The sequence below is a fragment of the Ancylobacter sp. FA202 genome (genome assembly GCF_000380205.1).
Lineage (GTDB): Bacteria > Pseudomonadota > Alphaproteobacteria > Rhizobiales > Xanthobacteraceae > Ancylobacter.
Map to the genome: position 1 here is coordinate 149,285 of NZ_KB904819.1, position 22,008 is coordinate 171,292.

General features: G+C 67.8%; 20 protein-coding genes. 5 read left to right on the forward strand and 15 right to left on the reverse strand.

Going from position 1 to position 22,008, the window contains the following annotated elements:
• Positions 1-255 precede the first annotated feature (255 nt).
• The 3 genes from A3M1_RS25405 to A3M1_RS0124205 are packed head-to-tail and all read right to left on the reverse strand — an operon-like array spanning position 256 to position 6,570.
• Positions 256-3,726: a cytochrome P450 gene (locus tag A3M1_RS25405; protein WP_018391576.1), complete on the reverse strand. Its 3,471-nt coding sequence runs from the start codon at positions 3,724-3,726 to the stop codon at positions 256-258.
• A gap of 25 nt (positions 3,727-3,751) precedes the next feature.
• Positions 3,752-5,029 (reverse strand): glycosyltransferase, encoded by a 1,278-nt coding sequence (locus A3M1_RS25410; protein ID WP_018391577.1) that lies wholly within the window; start codon positions 5,027-5,029, stop codon positions 3,752-3,754.
• Positions 5,029-6,570 carry an MFS transporter gene (locus tag A3M1_RS0124205; RefSeq protein ID WP_018391578.1) on the reverse strand — a complete coding sequence of 514 codons (1,542 nt, stop codon included), beginning with the start codon at positions 6,568-6,570 and terminating at the stop codon, positions 5,029-5,031. Before A3M1_RS0124205 ends, A3M1_RS25410 begins: the two co-directional genes overlap by 1 nt.
• Positions 6,571-7,076: 506 nt before the next feature.
• On the opposite strand from A3M1_RS0124205, the gene A3M1_RS0124215 reads away from it, so the two are divergent.
• Together A3M1_RS0124215 and mazF are read left to right on the forward strand one after the other, a co-directional pair.
• On the forward strand, positions 7,077-7,319 hold the full coding sequence (locus tag A3M1_RS0124215; protein WP_026221499.1) for an AbrB/MazE/SpoVT family DNA-binding domain-containing protein: 243 nt from the start codon (positions 7,077-7,079) through the stop codon (positions 7,317-7,319).
• 1 nt (position 7,320) lies between these two features.
• On the forward strand, positions 7,321-7,653 hold the full coding sequence (mazF, locus tag A3M1_RS26255) for an endoribonuclease MazF (protein WP_081621876.1): 333 nt from the start codon (positions 7,321-7,323) through the stop codon (positions 7,651-7,653).
• 43 nt (positions 7,654-7,696) lie between these two features.
• Here mazF and A3M1_RS27250 read toward each other — a convergent pair whose 3' ends face one another.
• From A3M1_RS27250 to A3M1_RS0124260, 9 genes are all read right to left on the reverse strand, one after another.
• Positions 7,697-8,107, reverse strand: a complete 411-nt coding sequence (locus tag A3M1_RS27250; protein WP_371258795.1) for a hypothetical protein — start codon at positions 8,105-8,107, stop codon at positions 7,697-7,699.
• A gap of 357 nt (positions 8,108-8,464) precedes the next feature.
• Positions 8,465-9,391, reverse strand: coding sequence for an SRPBCC family protein (locus tag A3M1_RS0124225; protein ID WP_018391582.1), 927 nt, complete (start codon positions 9,389-9,391; stop codon positions 8,465-8,467).
• 32 nt (positions 9,392-9,423) lie between these two features.
• Positions 9,424-10,254, reverse strand: coding sequence for a phosphoenolpyruvate hydrolase family protein (locus A3M1_RS0124230; RefSeq protein WP_018391583.1), 831 nt, complete (start codon positions 10,252-10,254; stop codon positions 9,424-9,426).
• 15 nt (positions 10,255-10,269) lie between these two features.
• Positions 10,270-11,469: a Tm-1-like ATP-binding domain-containing protein gene (locus A3M1_RS0124235; protein ID WP_018391584.1), complete on the reverse strand. Its 1,200-nt coding sequence runs from the start codon at positions 11,467-11,469 to the stop codon at positions 10,270-10,272.
• A 35-nt stretch (positions 11,470-11,504) separates the two neighbouring features.
• Positions 11,505-12,239 (reverse strand): ABC transporter ATP-binding protein, encoded by a 735-nt coding sequence (locus A3M1_RS0124240; RefSeq protein WP_018391585.1) that lies wholly within the window; start codon positions 12,237-12,239, stop codon positions 11,505-11,507.
• Positions 12,229-13,005, reverse strand: coding sequence for an ABC transporter ATP-binding protein (locus tag A3M1_RS0124245; protein ID WP_026221500.1), 777 nt, complete (start codon positions 13,003-13,005; stop codon positions 12,229-12,231). The genes A3M1_RS0124240 and A3M1_RS0124245 overlap by 11 nt, the downstream gene beginning before the upstream one ends.
• A gap of 5 nt (positions 13,006-13,010) precedes the next feature.
• On the reverse strand, positions 13,011-14,273 hold the full coding sequence (locus tag A3M1_RS0124250) for an ABC transporter substrate-binding protein (protein ID WP_018391587.1): 1,263 nt from the start codon (positions 14,271-14,273) through the stop codon (positions 13,011-13,013).
• A 14-nt stretch (positions 14,274-14,287) separates the two neighbouring features.
• Entirely contained in the window at positions 14,288-15,310 is a 1,023-nt protein-coding gene (locus tag A3M1_RS0124255; RefSeq protein WP_018391588.1) for a branched-chain amino acid ABC transporter permease, read from the reverse strand.
• A complete protein-coding gene (locus tag A3M1_RS0124260; RefSeq protein ID WP_018391589.1) occupies positions 15,307-16,194 on the reverse strand; it encodes a branched-chain amino acid ABC transporter permease in 888 nt (295 codons plus the stop codon). Before A3M1_RS0124260 ends, A3M1_RS0124255 begins: the two co-directional genes overlap by 4 nt.
• 252 nt (positions 16,195-16,446) lie before the next feature.
• Between A3M1_RS0124260 and A3M1_RS0124265 the strand changes: the two genes are divergently transcribed.
• Entirely contained in the window at positions 16,447-17,151 is a 705-nt protein-coding gene (locus A3M1_RS0124265; RefSeq protein ID WP_018391590.1) for a phosphoenolpyruvate hydrolase family protein, read from the forward strand.
• On the opposite strand, the gene A3M1_RS0124270 is transcribed toward A3M1_RS0124265, so the two are convergent.
• Positions 17,134-18,873, reverse strand: a complete 1,740-nt coding sequence (locus A3M1_RS0124270) for a sigma 54-interacting transcriptional regulator (protein ID WP_018391591.1) — start codon at positions 18,871-18,873, stop codon at positions 17,134-17,136. The genes A3M1_RS0124265 and A3M1_RS0124270 overlap by 18 nt on opposite strands.
• Between A3M1_RS0124270 and A3M1_RS26805 the strand changes: the two genes are divergently transcribed.
• The gene (locus tag A3M1_RS26805) at positions 18,776-19,012 is read left to right on the forward strand and encodes a hypothetical protein (RefSeq protein WP_198291197.1); all 237 of its coding nucleotides are present in this window, start codon (positions 18,776-18,778) and stop codon (positions 19,010-19,012) included. The genes A3M1_RS0124270 and A3M1_RS26805 overlap by 98 nt on opposite strands.
• A gap of 276 nt (positions 19,013-19,288) precedes the next feature.
• Here the strand turns inward: A3M1_RS26805 and A3M1_RS0124275 are convergent, their stop codons facing one another.
• Both A3M1_RS0124275 and A3M1_RS0124280 read right to left on the reverse strand, forming a co-directional pair.
• Entirely contained in the window at positions 19,289-20,458 is a 1,170-nt protein-coding gene (locus A3M1_RS0124275) for an MFS transporter (protein ID WP_018391592.1), read from the reverse strand.
• Positions 20,459-20,473: 15 nt separating this feature from the next.
• Positions 20,474-21,508: an aldo/keto reductase gene (locus A3M1_RS0124280; protein ID WP_026221502.1), complete on the reverse strand. Its 1,035-nt coding sequence runs from the start codon at positions 21,506-21,508 to the stop codon at positions 20,474-20,476.
• 104 nt (positions 21,509-21,612) lie between these two features.
• Between A3M1_RS0124280 and A3M1_RS0124285 the strand changes: the two genes are divergently transcribed.
• Positions 21,613-22,008 (forward strand): LysR family transcriptional regulator (locus A3M1_RS0124285; protein WP_018391594.1); only part of this gene is annotated, 396 nt, incomplete at its 3' end.

Genomic DNA, 22,008 nt, shown 5'->3' on the forward strand with positions numbered 1-22,008 from the left:
TCGCTACGATCGCTAACGGGAATCCTCAGCGAGGTCGAGAACGTCCAACTCGGGTCGATTGCCGCCCCGCACTGGCAGGCCGAAGTCGCATTCGATGCCCACGTTAGGTGCCATGTGGCAACCGACGGCGATCGAGTAGCGATCTCGCAGAATTTCGCGGCGTGGCATGCAATTGCGGCGCCTGAGGGTTTCGAACTGCCCAACGCAGACCGCTGAAATGCCTGCCCTGGCCCAATCGCACAGCTATGATCATCGTCAGCTGGAGGCCCAAACGTCCTGGAGGTAGCGCTGTGCGGTTTCCAGCTCGGGCAAGGCCGGGGCGCCGAGGATGTCGGTCAGGGCCGCGCGGACATCGGGAGCCATAGTGCGGGCATTGCCGCAAATCAGGATGGAGGCGCCGCGCGCGACCAGTTCCTTGACCGTGGCGGAATGGGCCCGCAGCAGATCCTGCACATAGGTTTTGGGAGTGTCCTCGCAGCGCGAGAAGGCGACCGCGAGCAGGCTCAGCGTGCCTTCGTCCTGGTACGCCTCCAGTTCCTCGCGATAGAGGTAATCGCCCTCGTTCCGGCAGCCGAAGAACAGCAGGACCGGCCCCACCTCAGCGCCCTTCGCCCTCAGCGCGTGCCGCTCCTGGATGAAGCCGCGCAGCGGCGCGATACCGGTGCCTGGGCCCACAAGGATGAGCGGCGCCAAAGGATCCTCCGGCAGGTGAAAGGCGCTACCCGTGTCCTTCACAACCACGCGCAGCGTCGTGCCCTCGGCGCAATTCGCCAGATAGGCGCTGCACAACCCGTCATGCACGGTTCCATCCGCGCCGTTGAAACGGTGTCCGCCGACGGTGAGGGTGCAGCTGTCCGGCGACAGCAGCGGCGAGGACGAGATGGAGTAGTAGCGGGGTTTCAGCGCCGGCCGCACGCTGAGCAGCGTGGCAAGATCGAGCGTCACGGAGGGCAGTTGCGAGAGGAGATCCATCACGCGCGGCTTGCCTGCGGCGACGTTCGGAAAATCGTCCAGCCACTGGGCGATCCGCGCCTGATCGGGCGGGCATCGGGCAGCTTTGGCCCAGGCGCGCAGGTCGCGCCGCGTCACCGGGCCGGCAAGGTCGAGGTGGTCCGCGAGCAGCTCGCCAACCCGCACCGGCACGCCGAAGGGCAAGCCGCTCTCCTGATCCGCTTCCGGCGCCAGGGCGGAGAGAAGCACGGTTGTCTCCGCCGCCAGGCCGCAGCGCGCCACCGCTGCGTCCACAAGGGCCGGCGGATTGCAGGGAAAGACGCCGAGATGATCGCCGGCGGCATAGGTGGTGCCGGAGGGTAAGGGCAATTCGATATGGCGGGTCGAGCCCGGGGCGCCGGGCGCCTGCAGTTCCCGATTGACGCGCACCTTGCTCGGCACGGCGTTCTGATCAAGGGCTGTGCTGCGGCGGGGTGCGGCCCCCGTCGCCGCGCCGGCGAAATTCACCACCTCCACCTTGATCGTGGGCGTTGCCGCCGCCTCCCCATCCTGAGGATGTCCGGCAACGCTACTGTCGAGCGCATGCCACAGAGCCGCTGTCCAGCTTTCCACCGCCGCCTCGAAGTCGGCGTCGGCGTCGGCCGCGCCGGGGTCCAGAAGCGGCGTGCCGCCGCGCGCCGCGAGGCCATCGGCAACGGTGCGTGGGAATTTCTGGAAGGTCTGGCGCCACTGGGCGTTGCCGCAGCCCAGCACCGCAAAGCGCAGCCCGGCGCAGGCGTCCATCGGGGCCGTCTCCAGCCAGCGGGCGAAGCCGGCGGCATTGTCCGGCGGCGCGCCATTATAGGTGGAGGTGACGATCACCACCGGCCCGTCCGTCAGCCAGGGTTGGCCCGCCTGCTCGTCCAGCTCTGCCACGCGCGCGGCAAAGCCCCGGCCGGCGGCATCCCGCGCGAGCGCAAGGGCGATGTCGCGGCAGCCGCCCATGTTGGAGCCGTAGAGCACACGCATGGGCCGCCCCGCCCCAGCCACCCCGGCCGGAACCGGCTGATCCTTCGGCGCGTCCGCTCTCGCCGGGAACCGGCCCTTCACCTCGGGCCGCCGCTCCAGCAGCATCTCCAGATGGTCCGGCTTCACGGTCAGCGCCTGCTTGTGGCGCAGCACGTAATGCGGATCGCGCGGGCGGGCCGTGTATCGCTGGATGAACCGGGCGAGCACCATGCGCGCTTCGAGCAGGGCGAACTGGAAGCCGATGCAGGAGCGCACGCCCATGCCGAAGGGATGATAGGCATCGCGATGGTGCTTGCCCTCCTCGCCCGGCAGGAAGCGGTCGGGGCGGAAGCTATGCGCGTCCGGCCCCCAGAAGCGCGGATTGGTCTGCAAGGTCGTCAGCGACACGAACATGCGCTCGCCGGCCTTCACCTCGTAGCGCCCGTTGCCGACCGTCGTGTCGCGCGTAACATAACGGGGGAACATCGGCACTGGCGGGCACAGCCGCAGCGTCTCCTTCAGCACGCGCTGGGTGTAGTCGAGCCGGCCGCAATCTTCATAGGTCGGGACATAGGAGAAGTCCCGGCCAAGCACCTGATCCACCTCGGCGATCAGCTTCTCCAGCGCTTCCGGGTTCTTCCACAGATGATACAGCGCATAGGAGAGCATGCCGCTGGTGGTTTCATGCCCCGCGATCAGCAGGACGATGAGCTGGCCGCGAATATTGTCGTCCGGCAGCTTCAACCCCGTCACCCGGTCCGGCGTGGTGAGCATCACCTGCAGCAGGTCCGTGGGCACGGGGGCCCCGCTCTCCATGAGCGTGCGCCGCTCGCGGATGATGGCGTTCACATCCTCCAGCATGATCTTGTCGGCGGCGGCGCGCTGGCGGCGGGCCTCGTGGTAGAAGACTTCCGGGAGGAGGCGCTTTGGCTCCTGCATGGCATCCACCAGAACCAGATTCATCGCCTCCACGAAGGGCGGCAGCGCCGGGGAGTCGATGGCATCGTACCGCTTGTTGAAGGCGGCGTAGGAGATGGCCTCGAAGGTCATCCGGGTCATCAGGTCGGTGGCGAGGAAGCTCTCATCGGGCCCCAGCCGGTCGAGATGGGCCAGCAGGTCGTCCGCCACCTCGACGATGCGGCCATAGTAGTTCTTCAGCGCCGTGGAGCCGAAGGCGGGGGCAAGGATGCGGTGGGCGCGATGCCACAGCGGATCATCGTCACTGGCGGTGAACAGCGCGCTGCCGACGCTCTTTTCCGCGAGGTTGCCGAGGCCGCCACGGCCCTCCACCACCTTGGCGAACACGTCGGGCGCCGCTGTCATCTCCGAGACGATATCGGCATCGGCGCAGAAATAGGCCCGGCCGCCCGGGGCCTTGAAGGCGAAGAAGTCGCCATATCGGGCGTGGAGATCGGCCACCGCTCCCACGAGACCATCCGCATTGTGCAGCTCGGGCAGGTTTCCGACGATAGGGTAAGGCTTGGGGCCGGGTACGCTGCCATGCACCACGGCGCCATCGCCGCCGGCCGTCACCAGCGTCAGCCGCGTCCCATCGGGAACGCTGTCGTCCAGCGCGACCACGATCCCGTCCGCCGTCTCCACATGGAAGAGGGCCCCGGCCGGGAGGTGGGCGGCGACGCGGATAGCCTCCCGCAGCGCCTCGGGACTGGCACCGGGAAACCAGCCGACACGCACGGGACCGGTCGCGAGATCGAGTTCAAGGGTCTTCAGGACTGGCGGGGCGTTATCGGCGGCGGTCTCATCGAGGGTGGTCTTGCTGGCGGACATGGGGGTTCCTGGCGCCCGGAGGTGATCAGCGTTGCGGCAGCATGGCGGGTGTGCGCTGCGCCAGGCTGCCATGGAGGGTCTCGATCGCCGCCACGGTGCGCGCCATGTCCGCCTCGGGGTCGATCTCCCGCGCCACCGACTGGGCGCGCGCGGCGAGCCCCGTATCGTCCAGCACCGCGCGCAGGCTCTGTTCGAGGCTGCCCCGGTTGACCTTCGTGTGCGGGAGCACCGCCCCCACGCCGATGCGGCGCATCCGCATCGCATTGTCGGGCTGGTCGAAGGCGAAGGGAATGGTGAGCACCGGCACGCCGGCCCGCAGCGCTTCCGCGCAGCCGCCGACGCCGCCATGCTGCACCACGGCGGTGGCATGAGGGAACAGGCGGGAATGCGGCGCGTAGTCCAGCGCCAGCACCTGATCGGCTGGCGCGTCGGGCGGCGGGTTCTGGCCCATCAGAAGAATGGCGCGGCGCCCGAGAGTGCGGGCCGTATCCGCCGCGATCTGGTAGAAATCATGCGCCAGATGGACCACCGTGGTGCCGAGGGTGAAGACCACGGGCGGGGAGCCGGCCGCGAGGAAGGCTTCGATCCGCGCGTCGGTCTCGGGGCTCGCCTCCTGCGCGAAGAAGGGAAAGCCAGTCTGCACGGAGGCGGCCGGCCAGTCCCGCTGCGGCGTGCCGAAGACCGGCGGAAACAGCGCCAGCACCAGATCGGGCGAGAACTTGTCGGTGAACATGATGTCGCCGGTGCCGACCCCCACCTCACGCTGAAGCGCCAAGAGTGGCCCGGCCCAACGGGTCGTCTGGCGACGAAGGAGGCGGAACAGCAGGCGCTGCGGCCAGGCCCCGAGATGACGCAGGTGATAGCCCGCCGGAAACCAGGGCAGCACGCTGGGATCAAGCGCCGACATCATGGTGGAGGGTGCCAGCATGGCATTGGCCCAGGGCAGGCCGCGCCGCGCCGCGACCAGCCGGGCCACGTGGACGAGTTCCCCCGCCACCAGCACATCGGCGCCGTCGGTGGCGTCCAGCAGATCCGCATAGGTTTCCCGCACATGGGGAAAGACGAGGTCGAGGAACAGCCGCCGCCCGCCATGCACCGGATCGCCGAAGATCTCCATCAGCACATCGGGCGGGAAATCCGGCCGCAGGGCATGGAAGGGCAGGCCGAGCGCCGCCACGCGGGGACCATAGACCGCCGGCGCCGCGATGATCGGGTCATGGCCCTGCGCGCGCAGGGCCTGCCCGATCGCGAGCATGGGATAGAGGTCGCCGAACGATCCCAGCGTGGCGAGAACGGCGCGCATCACGGCGCCCCCTTGACGACGGCCGGCGCGGCGGGTTTGCGGCGCATCAGCAGCACGGCGGCGAGCAGGCCCAGCGCCACCATGCCGGTTCCGACATAATAGCCGTCGCCGATGCTGCGGGCGGCGCTGAGGCGCAGCGTGGACGCGACCGCTGGCCATTGCGCTACCAGCGCCTCCACCGCCTCCGGCCGGCCATAGACGGCCTGCTCCATGAGGCCTTCGAGCGCCCTGCGCGCCACGCCCTCCGGTGCGGCGCCGGCCGCGATGTCGAGGAAGCGCGCGCGCTCCATGCCGGCGACCACCGTGCCGATCGCCGCCATGCCGATCGCGCCTCCCATCTGTCGCACCGTGTCGAGCGCGCCGAAGGCACGGCCGCGCTGGTCTTCAGCCGCGCGCGCGGTGCCGTCCGTGTAGGTCTGCGACAAAGCGAGGCCCATGCCCGCGCCTGTTGCGACGAGGGCCGGCATCATCAGCAGGAAGTCGGCGCGTGGCAGGGCCTGCGTTTCCCACAACAGGCCCAGCGTTCCCAGGCTCAGGCCGGCGACCACGGGCAGCTTCGCGCCATGGCGGTCATAGAGCAGGCCGCCCACGGGTGCGCAGACCATCAGCGGCACCAGGAACAGCAGCATGGCCAGGCCGGATTGCAGCGGCGTGAAGTGCAGGATCCGCTGAAGATAGATCGCCCCGAAAGCCGACTGGCCCACCAGCGCGCATTGGGCGCAGAACAGCACGATGCTGTCGGCGGCAAATTGCCGGTCGGCAAACAGCCGCATATCCACCAGCGGCTCGGCGGCGCGGCGCTGCGCGCGGATGAAGAGCCCCAGAAGAGCCGCGCCGATGGCGACGAGGGCGAGCGTCAGCGGCGACGTCCAGCCCCAGACATGGCTTTGCTGGAGGCCCAGGACGATCGGCCCCAGCGCCGCCGCCAGCAGCAGGCTGTGGGCCGGCCGGAAGGTGCCACCGCGCGGGCCGGTTGCGGCGGGTCCCGCGGCGCGCAGCATCAGGAGCGTGGCGGCGGCGAGCGGCAGGTTGACGAAGAAGGCCCAGCGCCAGCCCCCAAGCTGCACCAGGGCGCCGCAGACGATGGGCCCGAACACCAGGGCAAGGCCGCCAAGGCCGCTATAGATGCCCATGGCCCGGCCGCGCTGCGCGGGGCCGAACGCCTCGGTGGCCAGCAGCGCGGCGGCCGGGGCCATCAGGATGTTGCCCAGCCCCTCAAGCACGCGGCCGCACAGCAGCATGGGCAGGTTCAGCGAGAGGCCGCTGAGCAGAGAGCCCGCCGCGAACAGGGCCACGCCGGCGCGGAAGACGCGGTCGCGGCCAAAGACATCCGCGAGCCGCCCTCCGGTGGCGATCGCGGCCGCCACGGTCAGCGCATAGAGGGTGATGATCCATTGCTGGGCGCCGTGGCTCAGCATCAGCTCGCGCTGGATGGAGGGAAGCGCCACCGCCGTGCCGGTCGCGTCGATCATGATCATGCCCAGCGCGCCGCTGCCGGCAAACACGGCGTACCATCGCTGCTGGCTGGTTGCGGTCGTCATGCAGGCTCCCGAACACCGACGATGGCAGCACCCGCCAGCGGTGCGTCACGGCCATGATCCGGCGCCGAGTTTCTGCGGCCGGCCCGAGCTTGTCCATGCCCGCGACATAATAATACCGTCGCTCCAGCGCCATGGACGGCTCCGTGCCAAGTAGTGGATGGCAACCAGCACCAATGACACACCGTGTAGGGCGATTAATGGCCTTTGGGGAGCGTGCGGGATTCGACCGCGACCGGAGAGCACACTCCACGCAGGTGTCTTTGTTGACGTACGGGCGGGCGCCCCCTGCCTTCGCAACGCCGCTTCGATCCATTTTCCGGCACTTTTAAACCAAGGCAATTTCAACGACATAGGCGTTCGCGGTTTCACCCTGGTCGCCGCGCCACTTCTCTCGCTCGGGATGCATGCACCCGCTCCCTTGGGGAATCTGGCCCGAACGGAGCGACATTATTGCTACTCTCCCGCCGCGCCGCCAGTATCGACATTGTTGCTACAGGAGGGTCGTGATGCGAGCTGTTGTAAAAAAATGGGGCAACAGTGCCTCGGTCAGAATTCCTGCCTCACTGCTGGCTGAGGCTGGGCTGAGCTTGGACCAGACGGTTGATATCCGCTCCGTCACTGGCGCCATCATCATCGAGCCGATCAAGAGCCTCGAATATGATCTCGATGAGCTGATCGCCGCTATCACGCCCGAGAACATGCACGAGGAAGTCGATTTCTGTGTGCCCGTCGGAAAAGAGGCACTTTAAGGTGGTGGCCTATGTTCCCGAAGCCGGCGACATCGTCTGGCTTCAATTCTCACCGCAAGCAGGACATGAGCAAGCGGGGCATCGCCCTGCCGTCGTGCTATCTACCGCCTCCTATAATCGCCTTGGGCTGATGCTGTATTGCCCCCTGACGACCAAGCGCAAGGGGTACCCGTTCGAGGTGCCGATTGAGGACGAGAGACAAGGCGTCGTTCTGGCAGATCAGGTAAAATCCCTGGACTGGCGGGTACGAGCAGCCAGCTTCAAAGGTCGGATATCCGATTCAGAGCTGGCCCAGGTCCGGGCCAAAGCACGATCGTTGATCGGTCGACCCTGACAGCTGCAGCCCGAAGAACGGGCATCCCGCTATGTCAGCGCTTTCACCGGCCGTCGTGACGGAACAAGGTGGGCGTCGGGCTCCGCCTTTCCCTGTCATTTATCCGGACGCCGCGAACGTCATCGAGGCGGGCCGCTTTCTTGCCAAACGCCTTGTCGAGAAACGCACGCGCATCGTTCGCGCCGACCCGGTCGGCGCGGGCGATTACGAAGGCGGAGAGGCCGAAGCGCAGCGGCGCCCCCCGGCGCAGATCGGCGATCAGCGCGGCGACATCGGTCGGCGGCTGGCCATTGATGAACCACACATCGCTGTGGTCGGCGGCCAGCACCTCGCGATCGGCGGGTGCGGGAGGAATTGTCTGCTTCAGCCCGCGCGGCCTCCCGGCCCGATATATCACGTCGAGAATGCGTGCTGTGTGCGGACGCCGGCGTATACAGTTCATGCTGGACTTCATCGGAATGAATCAGTCGCGTCCGATCGATTCAAAACTCTGGTTGGACGCGACATGACGCGCGCGCGATTCTCTTCCTATGATCGCGCAGCCCTATCAGCTCTATGTCGAACGGCGTTGGCCAAGGCCATGGTGTTGGGGGATCGTCGCCCTTCCCGTTGCTGGCCAACTGCCCCGCAGGCTCCTCTCTGATGTCAGCTCAGCTGCAGAAGAGCGTGTGGCTGCCGATCCGCACCACCCGCGCGGTCACCGCGCGGTGGATTGGCGACGTTCTGGCCGAAGCCTTTGCTGGCTTCGGCCAGAGGCCTTTCACCCGGCACGTGAGGCGGCGGAATCCGTGGCCAGCAGCGAGCTGCCCGTTCACACGTGCCGGGTGCCCGCGAACTGCGCGTTCAGCGTATCGAAGGCGAGCTGGAACACCAGCTCGTGCACGGTGGGGATCAGCGTCAGGTCGTCCTGCGGCGCGGCCACCCAGTCGGCGGTCCACACCGCCAGCGTGGTGTCGTCGGCGGTGACAGGGTGAAGCCGCAGCCCGGCGTGGTAGTTGAGCCAGGGCATCGGGCTCATATTGATCTTGTAGCGGAACGCGGTGTCGATGTCGGAGAGATAGGTCAGCTGCTCGTGCAGCCGCCCCTCGCCGAACAGGAAGTCGCGCACGGCGCCCACCTTGTCGGCGCGGGCATCGTCCAGCATCGTCATCGCGTGGATGTCCGGGTGCCAGTCCGCCATGCCGGCGAAGTCGCGCACCGCCGCCCAGGCGGTGGCCAGCGGCGCACCGAGCCGGGAGGCGCAGTAGACCTTGGCGGGGTGGAGCCCCTGCCAGCGCGCCTCCGTCGACGCGAGATGCGTCTCACCCTCCAGCTTCGCCGCCAGCGCCGCCAGCCCGCTGGCGAAGACGCCATTGGCGACGATGTCCGCATATTTGCCGGCGTCCTCCGGCGCTTCGTCGAAGGTGGCTTCCCAGATCGCCAGCGTCTCCTCGCCGGTGGTCAGGGGCAGAAGGCTGAAGCGGGCCTCGTAGTTCTCGACCGGGAAGGCGGGCGTCTCGAAATTATAGGCGAAGAAATAGCGGCTATCGTCGAGTTCCAGCAGGCGCTCGCGCACCAGCGTGCCGTCGCCGAGATGAAACGAACGGATGCAGCCAACCACGTCGGCATCGCGCCCGTCCTCGATGACGCTGTCCATAATTGCCGGGTGCCAGCCCGGCATGCCGTTGAAATCACGCGCCAGGGCCCAGACCGCCTCGACAGGCGCGGCGATGATGCGGCTCGCATAGGCTTTTGCCATTTTCTTTTCCTCCCTGATCGGCCGTCTTGCATTCAGCGCGAGATGGCCTTGAAGCGTCGGGTCTGGTCGGTCAGCGCCTGCTCGGTCGGCAGGCGCTCCATGCTGCTGGCGCCATAGAATCCATGGATTTCCTCACAATTGGCGAGGACATAGGCCGCGTCGTCCGGCTCGGCGATCGGCCCGCCATGGCACAGCACGATGACATCCTTTCGCACCGCGCGCGCGGCCGCCGCGATGGAATCGATGCGCTTGACGCAATCATCGAGCGTGAAGGCGGTCTCGGCACCGATCGCCCCGCCGGTGGTGAGGCCCATATGCGCGACGATGATGTCGGCGCCGGCCTGCGTCATCGCCCGCGCCTCGTCCTCGTTGAAGACGTAGGGGGTGGTGAGCATGTCCTTGGAATGGGCGAGGCGCACCACATCGACCTCCAGCCCGTAGCTCATGCCGGTCTCTTCGAGGTTGGCGCGGAAGGTGCCGTCGATCAGCCCGACGGTGGGGAAGTTCTGGATGCCGGAAAAGCCCATCGCCTTGATCTGGTCGAGGAAGTAGTCGAACGGGCAGAACGGATCGGTGCCATTCACCCCGGCGATGACGGGCGTGCGCTTGACGACCGGCAGCACTTCCCTCGCCATGTCGAGGACGATCTCGTTGGCATTGCCATAGGCCAGAATGCCGGCCAGCGAGCCGCGCCCGGCCATGCGGTAGCGGCCTGAATTGTAGATGACGATCAGGTCGATCCCGCCGGCTTCCTCGCATTTGGCGGAAAGGCCGGTGCCGGCGCCGCCGCCGATAATGGGCTGGCCGCGCGCCACCATGTCCTGGAACTTGGCGAGAAGGGTCGAGCGTTCGATGCGTGCCATTTTGGACTCCAGAGATCAAAGGCCGGGTGCGACATCCCGGAAATGGGCGACGAGGGCGTCGGCGAATTCCGGGTCGTTGATGTGGTGGGGAAGGCGGATGAGGCGCCGGCGCGCGGTCGCCTTGACGGTCGCTTCGAGCGCGGCGAACAGGGCGGCATCTGCCTGCGGGTCGTGGAAGGGGGCGCCCGGTGCGTCGATGGCGGAGACCCCGCCCTCGGGAATGAGGAAGCGCACCTCTCCGTCGCAGGCGTTCAGCCGCTCGCCGATCCAGCGGCCCATCCGGTCGTTCTCGGCCGCCGTGGTGCGCATCAGCGTCACCTGCGGGTTGTGGATGTAGAACAGCCGTTCGGCATAGGCGGCCGGCACGCTTTCGCGGGCACCGAAGTTCACCATGTCGAGGGCGCCGCAGGAGCCGACATAGGGCAGCTTCGTGCGGGCGACCGCGCCGAAGCGGTCCGGCGTGCAGGGAAATACCCCGCCCATCAGGAAGTCGCAGACTTCCGTCGTGGTGACATCGATCAGCCCGGCGAGCAGGCCGGAATCGGCCAGCTTCTCCATCGACTGCCCGCCAGTGCCGGTGGCGTGGAACACCAGCGCGTCGATCCCCCCGCCCAGCCGCTCCGACACCTGGTTCACGCACGCCGTGGTGACGCCGAACATGGAAAGCCCGACCGCCGGCCGGCTGTCCGCGGCCTGCGGCGGGGCAGTGCGGGCCATGCCGGCCATGGCGTGGGCGGCGTTGGCGAGAATCGTGCGCGAAATGCGGTTGAGGCCGGCGAGATCGGTCACCGCATACATCATGGCGATGTCGCTCGGCCCGACATAGGGCGCGACATTGCCGGAAGCGACGGTGGAGACGATGAGCTTGGGCACGCCGATCGGCAGCGCCCGCATGGCCGGCGCCACCAGCGCCGTCCCACCCGAACCGCCGAGGCCAATCACGCCGGCAATATCCGGGCGCGCCGTGATGAAGCGCTCGAAGGCCAGCGCCATGGCGCCGACCGAGCGGCCGCGGTCGCCGGTGAACACCGCGCCGGGGCCTTCCGGATGCCAGCTCGCCACTTGCGAGGCCGGGATGTCCGCCCCCGTGCCGGCCTCATGGGTCGACAGATCGACGAGTGTCGCAGTGACGCCTTCGGCCTCGATCAGCGCCTTCACATAGGCGAGTTCCTCGCCCTTCGTGTCGCAGGTTCCCGCGACATAGACCTTACCCATGGCGTTCTCCCGAGTGTTTTGTGTTGTGCCGGCCATCAGTGCGCGCTCACGCCGAGATAGCGGCGCTGCATGTCTTCGTTGCGGGTGATCTCCTCGGCGCTGGTTTCCAGCGCGATGCGCCCGTTGACCATCACCAGCACGCGCTCCGAGACACTGGTGGCGACCGAGAAATTCTGTTCGACGAGGAGAAGCCCGACCCCTTCGCCGTTGATGGTGTGAAGAAGTTCGACGACATGGTCGACGATGACCGGGGCGAGACCTTCGGTCGGCTCGTCCATCACCAGCAAGGCCGGGTTCAGCAGCAGGGCGCGGGCGATGGCCAGCATCTGCTGCTCGCCGCCGGAAAGCTGGGCGCCACCATTGCCGCGCCGCTCGGCGAGGCGCGGGAACGTTGCGTAGACCCGCTCGATGGTCCAGGCCGCGCGCGTCGCCGCGTCGCCGCGCGGGGCCGTCAGGACCAGATGTTCATGCACCGACAGCGAGGGGAACACCCGCCGCCCCTGCGGCACATAGCCGATGCCGGCGCGGGCGATGCGCACCGGCCGCTGCCTGGTGAGATCCTGCCCGGAGAGCGCGATGCGCCCGCCGCGCGTGGGCACCAGCCCCATGATCGCCTGGCACAGCGTGGTCTTGCCCATGCCATTGCGCCCGATGATGGAGAGCGGCCCGGCCGGCAGGGTGAGCGAGACGCCCTGCAACACATGGCTGGCGCCGAGATAGACGTCGAGGCCGGCGACGTCGAGGAGGGGAATGGCGGGTTCAGGAGACATGTTTGCCCATGTAGATGTCGTGCACGGTGCGATCGTTCTCGATCTCCCGTGGCGTGCCCTCGGCGACCAGCCGGCCATTGTGCATCACGCTCACCTGGTCGACGGCGCGCAGGGCGATGTCCATGTCGTGCTCGATCATCACCAGGGTGATGGCGCGCGGCAGTTCCAGCAGCAGCTTCAGCAGCATCTCGCGCTCGCGCGGCGAGAGGCCGGCCGCCGGCTCGTCCAGCAGCAGAAGGCGCGGCTCGCCGGCCAGCGCCATGGCGAGCTCCAGCTGCCGGCGCTCGCCATGCGACAGCGTACTGCAGGGCGAATCCAGTACCTCGGTGAGACGCAGCCGCTCGGCCAGCCCTTCGCCGGCCGCCATTTCAGCCAGGCGGCTCGCCGGCCGGGCGATCGACATGCGCCCGCCGCAGACACCGCGCACGGCGAGGAACAGGCTCTGCCGCACCGTGAGGCCGGCGAACATCAGCGAGGTCTGGTAGGTGCGGCGCAGCCCGTCGCGCACGCGCCTTTCCACCGGCAGGCCGGTGACGTCGCGGCCGAACATCAGGATGCGGCCCTGCGAGGGGGGAATGTCGCCCGCCACGAGATTGAACAGCGTGGTCTTGCCGGCGCCGTTCGCCCCGAGAATGGCACGCCTTTCACCCTCCGCCACCTTGATGGTGACGTCGCGCACGGCGTGCAGCGCGCCGAAGCGGCGTCCCACGCCCTCGATTGAGAGGGCGTGGGGGGTGACCGCAACCGTTTGAGCTGTTGCGTTCATCATGCTCACGGGCAGGAAGGGTTGTCGCGCGAGGGGCTGCCGAGCTTGGCATAGGCGGCCTCGGACAGGCCGAGATACTGGTCGACACCCGGCACGCTCTTCACCGGATCGGTGGTCAGGATGCCGTCCTTCTCGACGATCTCGTTGATGAAGATGGTGGCGCTGGCCTGCCGGTTCTTGTTGATCGAGACCGGGCCGGTCGGGGTGTCGAAGCTCAGCGTGTCGAGCACCTTGCGATAGGCCGCCGCGCCGTCGGAGAGATCGCCCTTCACCTTCTCCAGGCCGAGAAGCGCCGCCTTGGTGCTCACATAGTAGTTGAAGGCGAACAGCGAGGGAGACGGGAGCCCGTCCGGGAACTTCTTCTTGTAGGCGGCGACAAAGGCCTTCCAGGCCGGGCTCGGGTCATTGTCGGAGATCGGGCCGGAGGAGAGCACGCCCGGGAGCATGGCGCGGGCCGGGCCCTTGGCCGAGAGCACGGTCTGATCGACGGTGATGGAGCCGCCGATCATCGGCAGCTCGCCGCCGGACTGGGCATATTGGGTGAGGAAGTTCACCGCGTCGGCGCCGCCGAGCACCACGAACATGCCGTCGACCTCACCCTTGGCGGGCAACTGGGCGATCACCGAGGAGAAGTCCTTGGTGCCGAGCGGCACGAAATACTTGTTGGGAACCTTGCCGCCGGCGCTGCAATAGGTGCCCATGAAGCCGAAGATCTGGGCATAGGGGAAGGAATAGTCTTCGGAGACGACGACGACCTTGTTCCACCCCTTCTCCTTCTTCACATAGGTGCCGAGCGCGGCGGTCCACTGCGCGCCCTCGGTGTTGAAGCGGTAGAAATTCGGCGCCGGGTCGACCAGCGTGGTTTCGATCGCCGCCGAAGAACCGTTGAAGAAGGTGATGTTCGGCACCGTCTTGGCATAGTCGCGCAGGCGGATGCCCTCGCTGCCCGAGAGCGGGCCAATGACGATGGGGGTCTTGTCCTGTTCGACGAGGCGGCGCACCGACTGTAGCGCGACGTCGGGATTTCCGTTGGACGAGGCCTTGATGAACTCGATCTTCTTGCCGGCCACCATGTAGCCGACTTCCTCGAAGGCCAGTTCCATGCCGCGGAACGAGTCCTTGCCCGGCTCGGCGAAGGGTCCTTCGAGCGTGGTCAGCCCGCCGATGCGGATGGTTTCCTGGGCAAGGGTCGGGGTCAGGGTGGCGGCCGTGAGTGCGCCGGCAAGGCTGCCCAGAAGGGCGAGGCGGCGGGTGAAATGGGTCGGCATGAGGTTCCTCCGTTTCATGTTTTATCGTTGCTGGCGTCGGACGCGGTGCCAGCTTCGATCGCCGGTCCGGTCTTCTTGGGTGTTGGCGCACAAAGCTGGCGTGCGCGGCGGACGAGACCGATGACGCCGTCGGGCGAGAACAGCACGACTGCGAGAAAGATCAGTCCGATGAGGGTGTTGAAGCGTTCGCGGTCGATGAAATCGATGGCGAAGTTCTGTACGATGACGAAGAGCAGCGCGCCGACATAGGCCCCTACGGGGTGGCCGAGACCGCCGAGCACGGCGGCCATCAGTACGTCGATGGTTGGCACCAGCGCGATGGAGCCGGGCGAGATCGAGCCGTTCAGCCACAGGCTGAGCACGCCGCCGATGCCGGCGATCAGCCCGGCGACGCCGAAGGCCGCCACGCGCAGGCTGGCGACGTGATAGCCGAGTGCCGCCAGCCGGCGCGGATTGTCGCGCGCGGCCTGCATGGCGAGCCCGAATGGCGTGGTGGCGAGATAGGTCACCAGCGCGTAGCAACCCAGCGCCGCGCCGAGGCAGAGCCAGTAGAAGGCGCGCGGATCGGCGAAGGACATGCCGGCGACATCGGGCGCCGCCACCTGCGTGAAGCCGGTGAAGCCGTTGAACAGCGCGTAGTTCTGCAGGGCGAGGTAGTAGAAGCCCATGGCGATGGCGAGGGTGAGCATCAGCGTGTAGATGCCGCTGGTGCGCACCGCGATCAGCCCGACCAGCAGGCCGGCCAGCGTCGAGGCGCCAAGGGCAAGGGCGAGCGCCGCCGGCCACGGCAGGAGCATGCCGACACCCGCCACCGGCGCGGTGAAATAGGCCACCGCGTAGCCGGCCACCCCCGCCAGCGCCATCTGGCCGAGCGAGAGCATGCCGCCATAGGCCGCCAGGAAGACCAGGCTGAGCGCGACGGTGCCGAGCCCCAGCGTGCGGCCGCCGATCTGCTGCACCCAGAAATCGTTGGCGAGGAAGGGAAAGGCGATGAGCGCCAGCAGGAGCGCGCCACGCAGGAGACGTGTCGCCCTCATGCCGGCTTCCCCATCAGGCCCTGCGGCCGCACGGCGAGCACCGCCACCATGATGACGAAGGTGTAGACCACGCCATAGGTGGGCGTGTAGGCGAGCCCATAGGTCTCGGCCAGCGCCACCAGCAGCGCCCCGATGGCGGCGCCGGACAGCGAGCCCATGCCCCCGACGATCACCACGATCAGCGAGGAGAGCAGGTAGCGCGCATCCTCCCCCGGCGAGATCGACAGCACCGAGCCGCCGATGACGCCGGCAAGGCCAGCAAGACCGGCGCCGATGGCGAAGACACCAAGAAAGACGCGGGGCACGTCGACGCCGAGCGCCTCCAGCATGCGGCGGTCATCGACGCCCGCGCGGATCAGCAGGCCGAGCCGGGTGCGGTTGAGCATCGCCCACAGGCCGATGCCAATCAGCACGGCGAGGCCGATCAGCATCAGGCGCGGCACGGGATAGCGGTTCACCACCGGCAGCGGCACGAAGCTGCGGAACATGGCGGGCAGGTCGAGCTGGTAGGCGGTGCCGCCCCACTGCGCCAGCATCAGGTCTGCCAGCACGATGGAGACGCCGATGGCGGCCAGCGTCTGGCGCAAATCCTGTCCCTGCATCCAGCCGAAGATGCCCTTCTGCAGCAGCGCGCCGGCTAGTGCCGCCGCACCGGCGCCGGCGACCAGAGCCAGCAGCCAGGAGCCGGAGAGCACCGACACCTCATAGCCGACATAGCCGCCGAGCAGGTACAGCGAGCCATGCGCCATGTTCACCACCCGCATCAGGCCGAAGATCAGGCTGAAGCCGCTGGCGACGATGAAATACAGCGCTGCCAGCGTCAGCCCGTTCAGGGTGACGGTGAGAAACAGCCTCAAATTGAAGCCGGCCAGAAGGTCGATCATCGGCACGACCATCCGCGCACGGAGGGTCGGCCGGGCGCGACGCGCGTCCCGCGATCCATGGGCTTACTCCCTGATATGCGGCGCCCTTGAGGTGGGCGCTCGCTTGGCGTTCAGGGATCGCAAGAGGCGTGCCAGCCCGGCACGCAGGCAATTGCTGCGATTTCGGGCGGTTTCTGACTCGCGTCCTGAGTAAAAACGAGTAATTATGTTCCTGCGGTCTTCGATCTACCCAATTTGACCCGGGAGCTGACCATGCAGGGTGTGATCGTCGCCGATCTGGCCGCCGCGGCCGCCGCGAGCGCCCATCTGGTCGTGCTCGCGCCGTATCTGGCCGGCCTTTCGCCCGAGGCGGCAGACATTGTCGGCATGATGCCGATCGGATCGGTGAACGAGCAATTGCTTGCGGCCCTGTCCCCGCTGCCGCCCCGGCCACCGCGAAAGCTGGTTGCCGCTGTGTTCCTCTGCGACCCGTTCCTGCGGGGGCGTCGGCTGTTCGAGCGCCTGCATGCCCATGGTGTAAATGGCGTCGTGAACCTGCCGACGACCAACCTCATCCCGCCCGGCGTCTACCGGCAGGCGCTCGCCGCGGCCGGCATCGATCCCGGCGCCGAGCTAACGGCGCTGGGCGAAGCCCGGCAGGCGGGGCTGGAGGTGATGGCGACCGTCGCCTCCTACGATCAGGCGGCGCGGGCGGTCGAGGCGGGCGTCACCACGCTGCTGTTCCATCCCGGCACGCCGACCGGGGAGGCGGCGCTCGACCTGCGGCTCGTCGAGGGCCTCGTCGCCACGATCGGACGTATCGCGGCGATGCCGCAGGCTCCGCGCCTGATCCTGTACCGGCATCCCGGCTTCGGCGAGCGGTTGGCGCCGGTCGCCGGGCAGGTTGAGGATGTGCTGGACTGGGCCGTTCCCGCCTCGCATCGGGGAAGCACGACGATGTCAGCTGAGACCGTATAGCCGCATCTTGTTGTAGAGCGTCTTGCGGGCAAGGCCGAGTTCCTGCGCCGCCGCGCCGCGCCGGAAGCGATGACGGCGCAGCGCGTCGAGAATCCACTCGCGCTCGCTCTGCACGCCCGGTTCGCGGGATGCGGCCGGCTCCGCCGAACCGAACGCGGGCCTGTCTCTCGGCTCCGCCGGTCGGCCCGCATCCGCAAAGCGCGGAAGCTGTGCGATGCCGATCCGGTTGCCGTCGCACAATATCGCCGCGCGCTCCAGCACGTTCCTCAGCTCGCGAATATTGCCCGGCCATCCATGGGCCATCAGCGCCCGCAGCGCCGGGCCGTCCACTGACTGCACATTCTCGTTCACCGCCGGCACCACCGATTGCAGGAAATGCTCGACCAGCAGCGGAATGTCCTCGATGCGCTCGGCCAGCGAGGGCACGCGGATTTCCATTTTGTTGAGCCGGTAATAGAGATCCTCGCGGAAGGTGCCCTGCGCCACCATTGCCGTCAGGTCACGATTGGTGGCGCAGATGATGCGCACATTGATGCGCCGCGGCTGGTTGGAGCCCAGCCGGTCGACCATGCCAGCCTCCAGAACGCGCAGCAGCTTGGCCTGCAATTGCGGTTCGAGATCGCCGATCTCGTCGAGAAACAGCGTAGAACCGTCGGCCTCCTCGAAGCGGCCGATGCGGGTCTTCACCGCGCCGGTGAAGGCGCCTTTTTCATAGCCGAAGAGTTCGCTTTCGAGCAGGTCGCGTGGCAGCGCTGCGCAGTTGACGGCGACCATAGGGCGCCCTGCCCTGCGGCTTCCGGCGTGCAGTGCCTGCGCGACCAGTTCCTTGCCGACCCCGTTCGGCCCCTGGACGAGGATCGTCATGTCGGTGGCGGCGAAGCGGTCGATCAGTTGGACCACCTCGCGCAAGGGTGGCGAGCGGCCGATCAGCCCGTAGCGCCGGCCCTGGCCGAGCACCGCGTCCTGGATCGCTTCGAGGCGGCGGCTGAGCACGTTGACCGATTTATATTCGGAGGTCGCCCCCGAGACCGCCGCTTCCAGCGGCAGCCGGTCAATGGTCGATCCGCCGATATAGCCGTCGGCCTGCCCGGCCTGGCAGACCGTCGCGGCGTTTTCCGGCGTGTCGATCGGCCCGCCCTCGACAACGCAAAGCACGCCCGCGCGTCGGCGCCGCACCCGCTCGAAGATCATTGTGGCGTCGGCCGCCGCCTCGTCGAGACTGACCGTGCTGGGCAGGCTCTCGCGGCCGCCGCTGTTCCAGCCGAAATTGAGGCAGATGACATCGACCCCGGCATCCACCATCAGTTCGGCCTGCTCGGCGGAGCGCACATAGCCCACCGCGACGAGCCCGGCTTTTTTTGCCAGTCTCAGCATCTCCACTTCACGGTCGAAGCCGAGGCCGAGCCGGGCGAGACCTGCCTGGAGCAATGGATCGAGATGGATGGCGGTTGGAAAATTGGCCATGCCGGCAAAGCCATCCTCCGCCACGCGCTCCACGAGCCCGACAAGATCCGTCCGCGGATCGAAGGCCGATGCGCCGAACACCACGGGAATGGCAACCTTGTCCAGGATCTCGGCGGTGGCGAAGGCACGCACCATCTCGTTGGCATCGTGGATCGGCAGCATGCAGGTGATCGACGGCGCTCCCATGACCCGCACCCTGCCGGCGTTCAGCGCGAGGAGAAAATCGGCGCCTCCACGTTCCGCGGCTTTGGCAATCATGCCGGTGCCGATGGCCGCCCCGATGAGAAAAGGCTTGCTTCCGGATTTGCCGTCGTTCGCTGCAAGCCAGCCGGCGGCACCAGGTGCTGAGGAGAGCCGCGTATTGGATGAGGGCGATCGCACGATGGCAGCTCTTTAAACAAGGGAGATGCCAGAGCTTAAGCCGCATCTGCCAACATTTGGTAGCAGGACTCTTCTGCGGTTTCTTGCCGGCCTGACGTGCCCGCAAATCGATGGGCCTGCGCGTATAGCGTGAACCGCAAGCAGGACGAAGTCGAGGCTCTCCGCGCCAGCAGGCCGGCATCTGACCCGACGCGGTGAGGATGCCGGCGCGGTTGCCTGCCTTAACGAGGCGTTTGAGAAGCCCCTCGATCCGCGTCACCACCGGCTCGTTGCCCTGATCGCACCGTTCTGCTCAGCGCAGGCCGCAGACGATGACCGGTGGGCGGCGCCAGACCATCAGCAGTATCAGTGCGAGACCGGAAGCGGCCGCCGCGGCGCCGGCGAGCGAGACCGCCGGATAGCCCAGCCCGCCACTGATCGCCGCGCCCCCCAGCGCCGCGCCGATGGCGTTGCCCAGGTTGAACGCCCCAATATTCACCGATGAGGCGAGGTTCGGCGCATCCGAGGCGGCTTCCATCACCCGCATCTGCAGCGGCGGCACCAGCGCGAAGCTCGCCACGCCCCACAGGAAGATCACCACCACGGTCGGCACCGCCAGGGGCATCACCGCCGCGAAGGCCACCAGCAGCACGGTCAGCGAGGCCAGTGTGACGATCAGCGTCCGGTCCACCGAGCGGTCGGCGAACCGGCCGCCCAGCCAGTTGCCGACGGTGAGGCCGACGCCATAGGTCACCAGCATCGCGGTGACGAAGCCGATGGAAGCCTGCGTCTCCTGCTGCAGGATCGGCGCGATATAGGTGAAGACGGTGAACATGGCGGTGGAACTCAGCACGGTGAGCGCGAGCGCCAGCAGCACCGGGGCGCGGCCAAGCACCTTCAGCTCGGAAACCATGTCGCCGCCGGCCTCGGCGGGCATATCGGGCAGCGTCAGGCGCAGCGACGTCATGGCGACGAGACCGAGCCCCGCAATGCCCCAGAAGGCGGAGCGCCAGCCGATGAGGTCGCCGGCCCAGGTCGCCAGCGGCACGCCGACGACATTGGCGATGGTGAGGCCCATGAACATCGCGGCCACCGCCCCGGCGCGCCGGTTTGCCGGCACCAGGCTCGCCGCGACGATGGAGCCGACACCGAAGAAGGCGCCATGGTTGAGCGAGGTGATCAGCCGCGCCACGAGCAGCATCTCATAGCTGTTCGACAGCGCCGCCATGAGGTTGCCGAGGGTGAAGATCGCCATAAGGCCGATCAGCAGGGTGCGGCGCGGCACCCGGCCGGTGGTGAGCGTCATCAGCGGCGCCCCCAGCATGACGCCGATCGCATAGGCGCTGATCAGCAGGCCGGCGCTCGGGATGGAGACGCCGAGATCGCTGGCGATCACCGGCAGCAGCCCCATGGGCGCGAACTCGGTCACGCCGATGCCGAAGGCGCCGGCGGCCAGCGCGAGAAGCGGAGGATTCAGTTTCATGACGCGGATTCCGGTTCAGACGAGCGGCGGGTTCAGGCGGGCGAACCCTTCCTGCTGGCGATAGGGCGTGTGGGGATAGGGCGGCAGCACATCGCTGGCGGCATCCAGCGCGGCCATCTGCGCCGGCGTGAGCGACCAGCCGACCGCGCCGAGGTTCTGGCGCAATTGCTCCTCGTTGCGCGCGCCGATGATGACGGAGGCGACCGTCGGGCGTTGCAGCAGCCAGTTGATCGCGATCTGTGGCACGGTCTTTCCGGTTTCCCCGGCGATTGCCTCCAGCGCATCGACGACGCGGTAGAGATGTGCGTCCTCCACCGGCGGGGCAAAGGCGGCGGTCTCGTGCAGGCGGCTGCCGTCGGGAATCGGCACATCGCGGCGGATCTTGCCGGTCAGCCGGCCCCAGCCCAGCGGGCTCCACACCAGCGCGCCGACGCCCTGGTCCGCCCCGAGCGGCATCAGGTCGGCCTCATAGGCGCGGCCGACCAGCGAGTAATAGACCTGATGCGCGACAAAGCGCGGGCGCCCGTCGCGCGCGGCGACAGCCAGCGCCTTCATCAGCTGCCAGCCGGGATAGTTGGAGACGCCGGTGTAGCGAACCTTGCCGGACGCAATGAGGGCTTCCAGCGTGGCGAGCAGTTCCTCGGCCGGCGTCGAGGCGTCGAAGGCGTGCAGCTGCAGCAGGTCGATATAATCCGTGCCGAGCCGGCGCAGCGCCGCCTCCACCTGCCGGATCAGCCGGCTGCGCGACACGCCCCAGTCGCCGGGCCCATCGCCGGTCGGGAGGCCGGTCTTGGTCGAAATCAGCACCGCGTCGCGGCGGCCCTTGATGGCCTCGCCGAGCACCCGCTCCGAGGCGCCGTCGGAATAGACGTCCGCCGTATCGAACAGGTTGACGCCCGCCTCCAGGCAGATGTCGACCAGCCGGCGCGCTTCATTGGCGTCGCTCTGCCCCCACGCGCCAAACAGCGGCCCCGCGCCGCCAAACGTCCCGGTGCCGAAACTCAGAGCCGGAACCCGAAGTCCCGACGATCCCAACTGGCGATATTCCACGATGGCCTCCAAAGGCGAGAATGTGTTTCACCGCACAGATGGACGGTCTCGCAGTGAGGGAGTAGGCCTCCTGCAGGCCAAGCATTTTTGAATGGAACGCAAAGATGGGAAACGAAGGCGCCGATCGCGCGCGCGAGCTGGAGGTGTTCTCAGCCATTGCGCGCACCGGCAGCTTCTCCGCCGCCGGCCGCGCGCTCGGTCTCACGCCTTCAGCCATCAGCCGGACGATCGACCGCATCGAGGCGCGCCTCGGCGTGCGGCTGCTGATCCGCACCACGCGGGCGCTCACTCTCACGGCGGAGGGACAGAGCTATCTCGGCGCCGCCCGGCGTATTCTCGCCGATCTCGACGAGGCCGAGCGGGTGATCGCCGACCAGGGTGCCCCGCGCGGGCGGCTGCGGGTGAGCGCCGCCTTCTCGCATGGCCGGCTCTGCATCGTGCCGCTGCTGGGCGACTTCGCGCGCCGCTACCCGCACATACTCGTCGATATCAGCCTGACC

Coding starts and splice junctions, on each gene's coding strand:
- A3M1_RS25405 (WP_018391576.1), bottom strand. CDS start 3,726: ATGTCCGCCAGCAAGACCACCCTCGATGAGACCGCCGCCGATAACGCC.
- A3M1_RS25410 (WP_018391577.1), bottom strand. CDS start 5,029: ATGCGCGCCGTTCTCGCCACGCTGGGATCGTTCGGCGACCTCTATCCC.
- A3M1_RS0124205 (WP_018391578.1), bottom strand. CDS start 6,570: ATGACGACCGCAACCAGCCAGCAGCGATGGTACGCCGTGTTTGCCGGC.
- A3M1_RS0124215 (WP_026221499.1), top strand. CDS start 7,077: ATGCGAGCTGTTGTAAAAAAATGGGGCAACAGTGCCTCGGTCAGAATT.
- A3M1_RS27250 (WP_371258795.1), bottom strand. CDS start 8,107: ATGAAGTCCAGCATGAACTGTATACGCCGGCGTCCGCACACAGCACGC.
- A3M1_RS0124225 (WP_018391582.1), bottom strand. CDS start 9,391: ATGGCAAAAGCCTATGCGAGCCGCATCATCGCCGCGCCTGTCGAGGCG.
- A3M1_RS0124230 (WP_018391583.1), bottom strand. CDS start 10,254: ATGGCACGCATCGAACGCTCGACCCTTCTCGCCAAGTTCCAGGACATG.
- A3M1_RS0124235 (WP_018391584.1), bottom strand. CDS start 11,469: ATGGGTAAGGTCTATGTCGCGGGAACCTGCGACACGAAGGGCGAGGAA.
- A3M1_RS0124240 (WP_018391585.1), bottom strand. CDS start 12,239: ATGTCTCCTGAACCCGCCATTCCCCTCCTCGACGTCGCCGGCCTCGAC.
- A3M1_RS0124245 (WP_026221500.1), bottom strand. CDS start 13,005: ATGAACGCAACAGCTCAAACGGTTGCGGTCACCCCCCACGCCCTCTCA.
- A3M1_RS0124250 (WP_018391587.1), bottom strand. CDS start 14,273: ATGCCGACCCATTTCACCCGCCGCCTCGCCCTTCTGGGCAGCCTTGCC.
- A3M1_RS0124255 (WP_018391588.1), bottom strand. CDS start 15,310: ATGAGGGCGACACGTCTCCTGCGTGGCGCGCTCCTGCTGGCGCTCATC.
- A3M1_RS0124260 (WP_018391589.1), bottom strand. CDS start 16,194: ATGATCGACCTTCTGGCCGGCTTCAATTTGAGGCTGTTTCTCACCGTC.
- A3M1_RS0124265 (WP_018391590.1), top strand. CDS start 16,447: ATGCAGGGTGTGATCGTCGCCGATCTGGCCGCCGCGGCCGCCGCGAGC.
- A3M1_RS26805 (WP_198291197.1), top strand. CDS start 18,776: ATGCAGGTGATCGACGGCGCTCCCATGACCCGCACCCTGCCGGCGTTC.
- A3M1_RS0124270 (WP_018391591.1), bottom strand. CDS start 18,873: ATGATTGCCAAAGCCGCGGAACGTGGAGGCGCCGATTTTCTCCTCGCG.
- A3M1_RS0124275 (WP_018391592.1), bottom strand. CDS start 20,458: ATGAAACTGAATCCTCCGCTTCTCGCGCTGGCCGCCGGCGCCTTCGGC.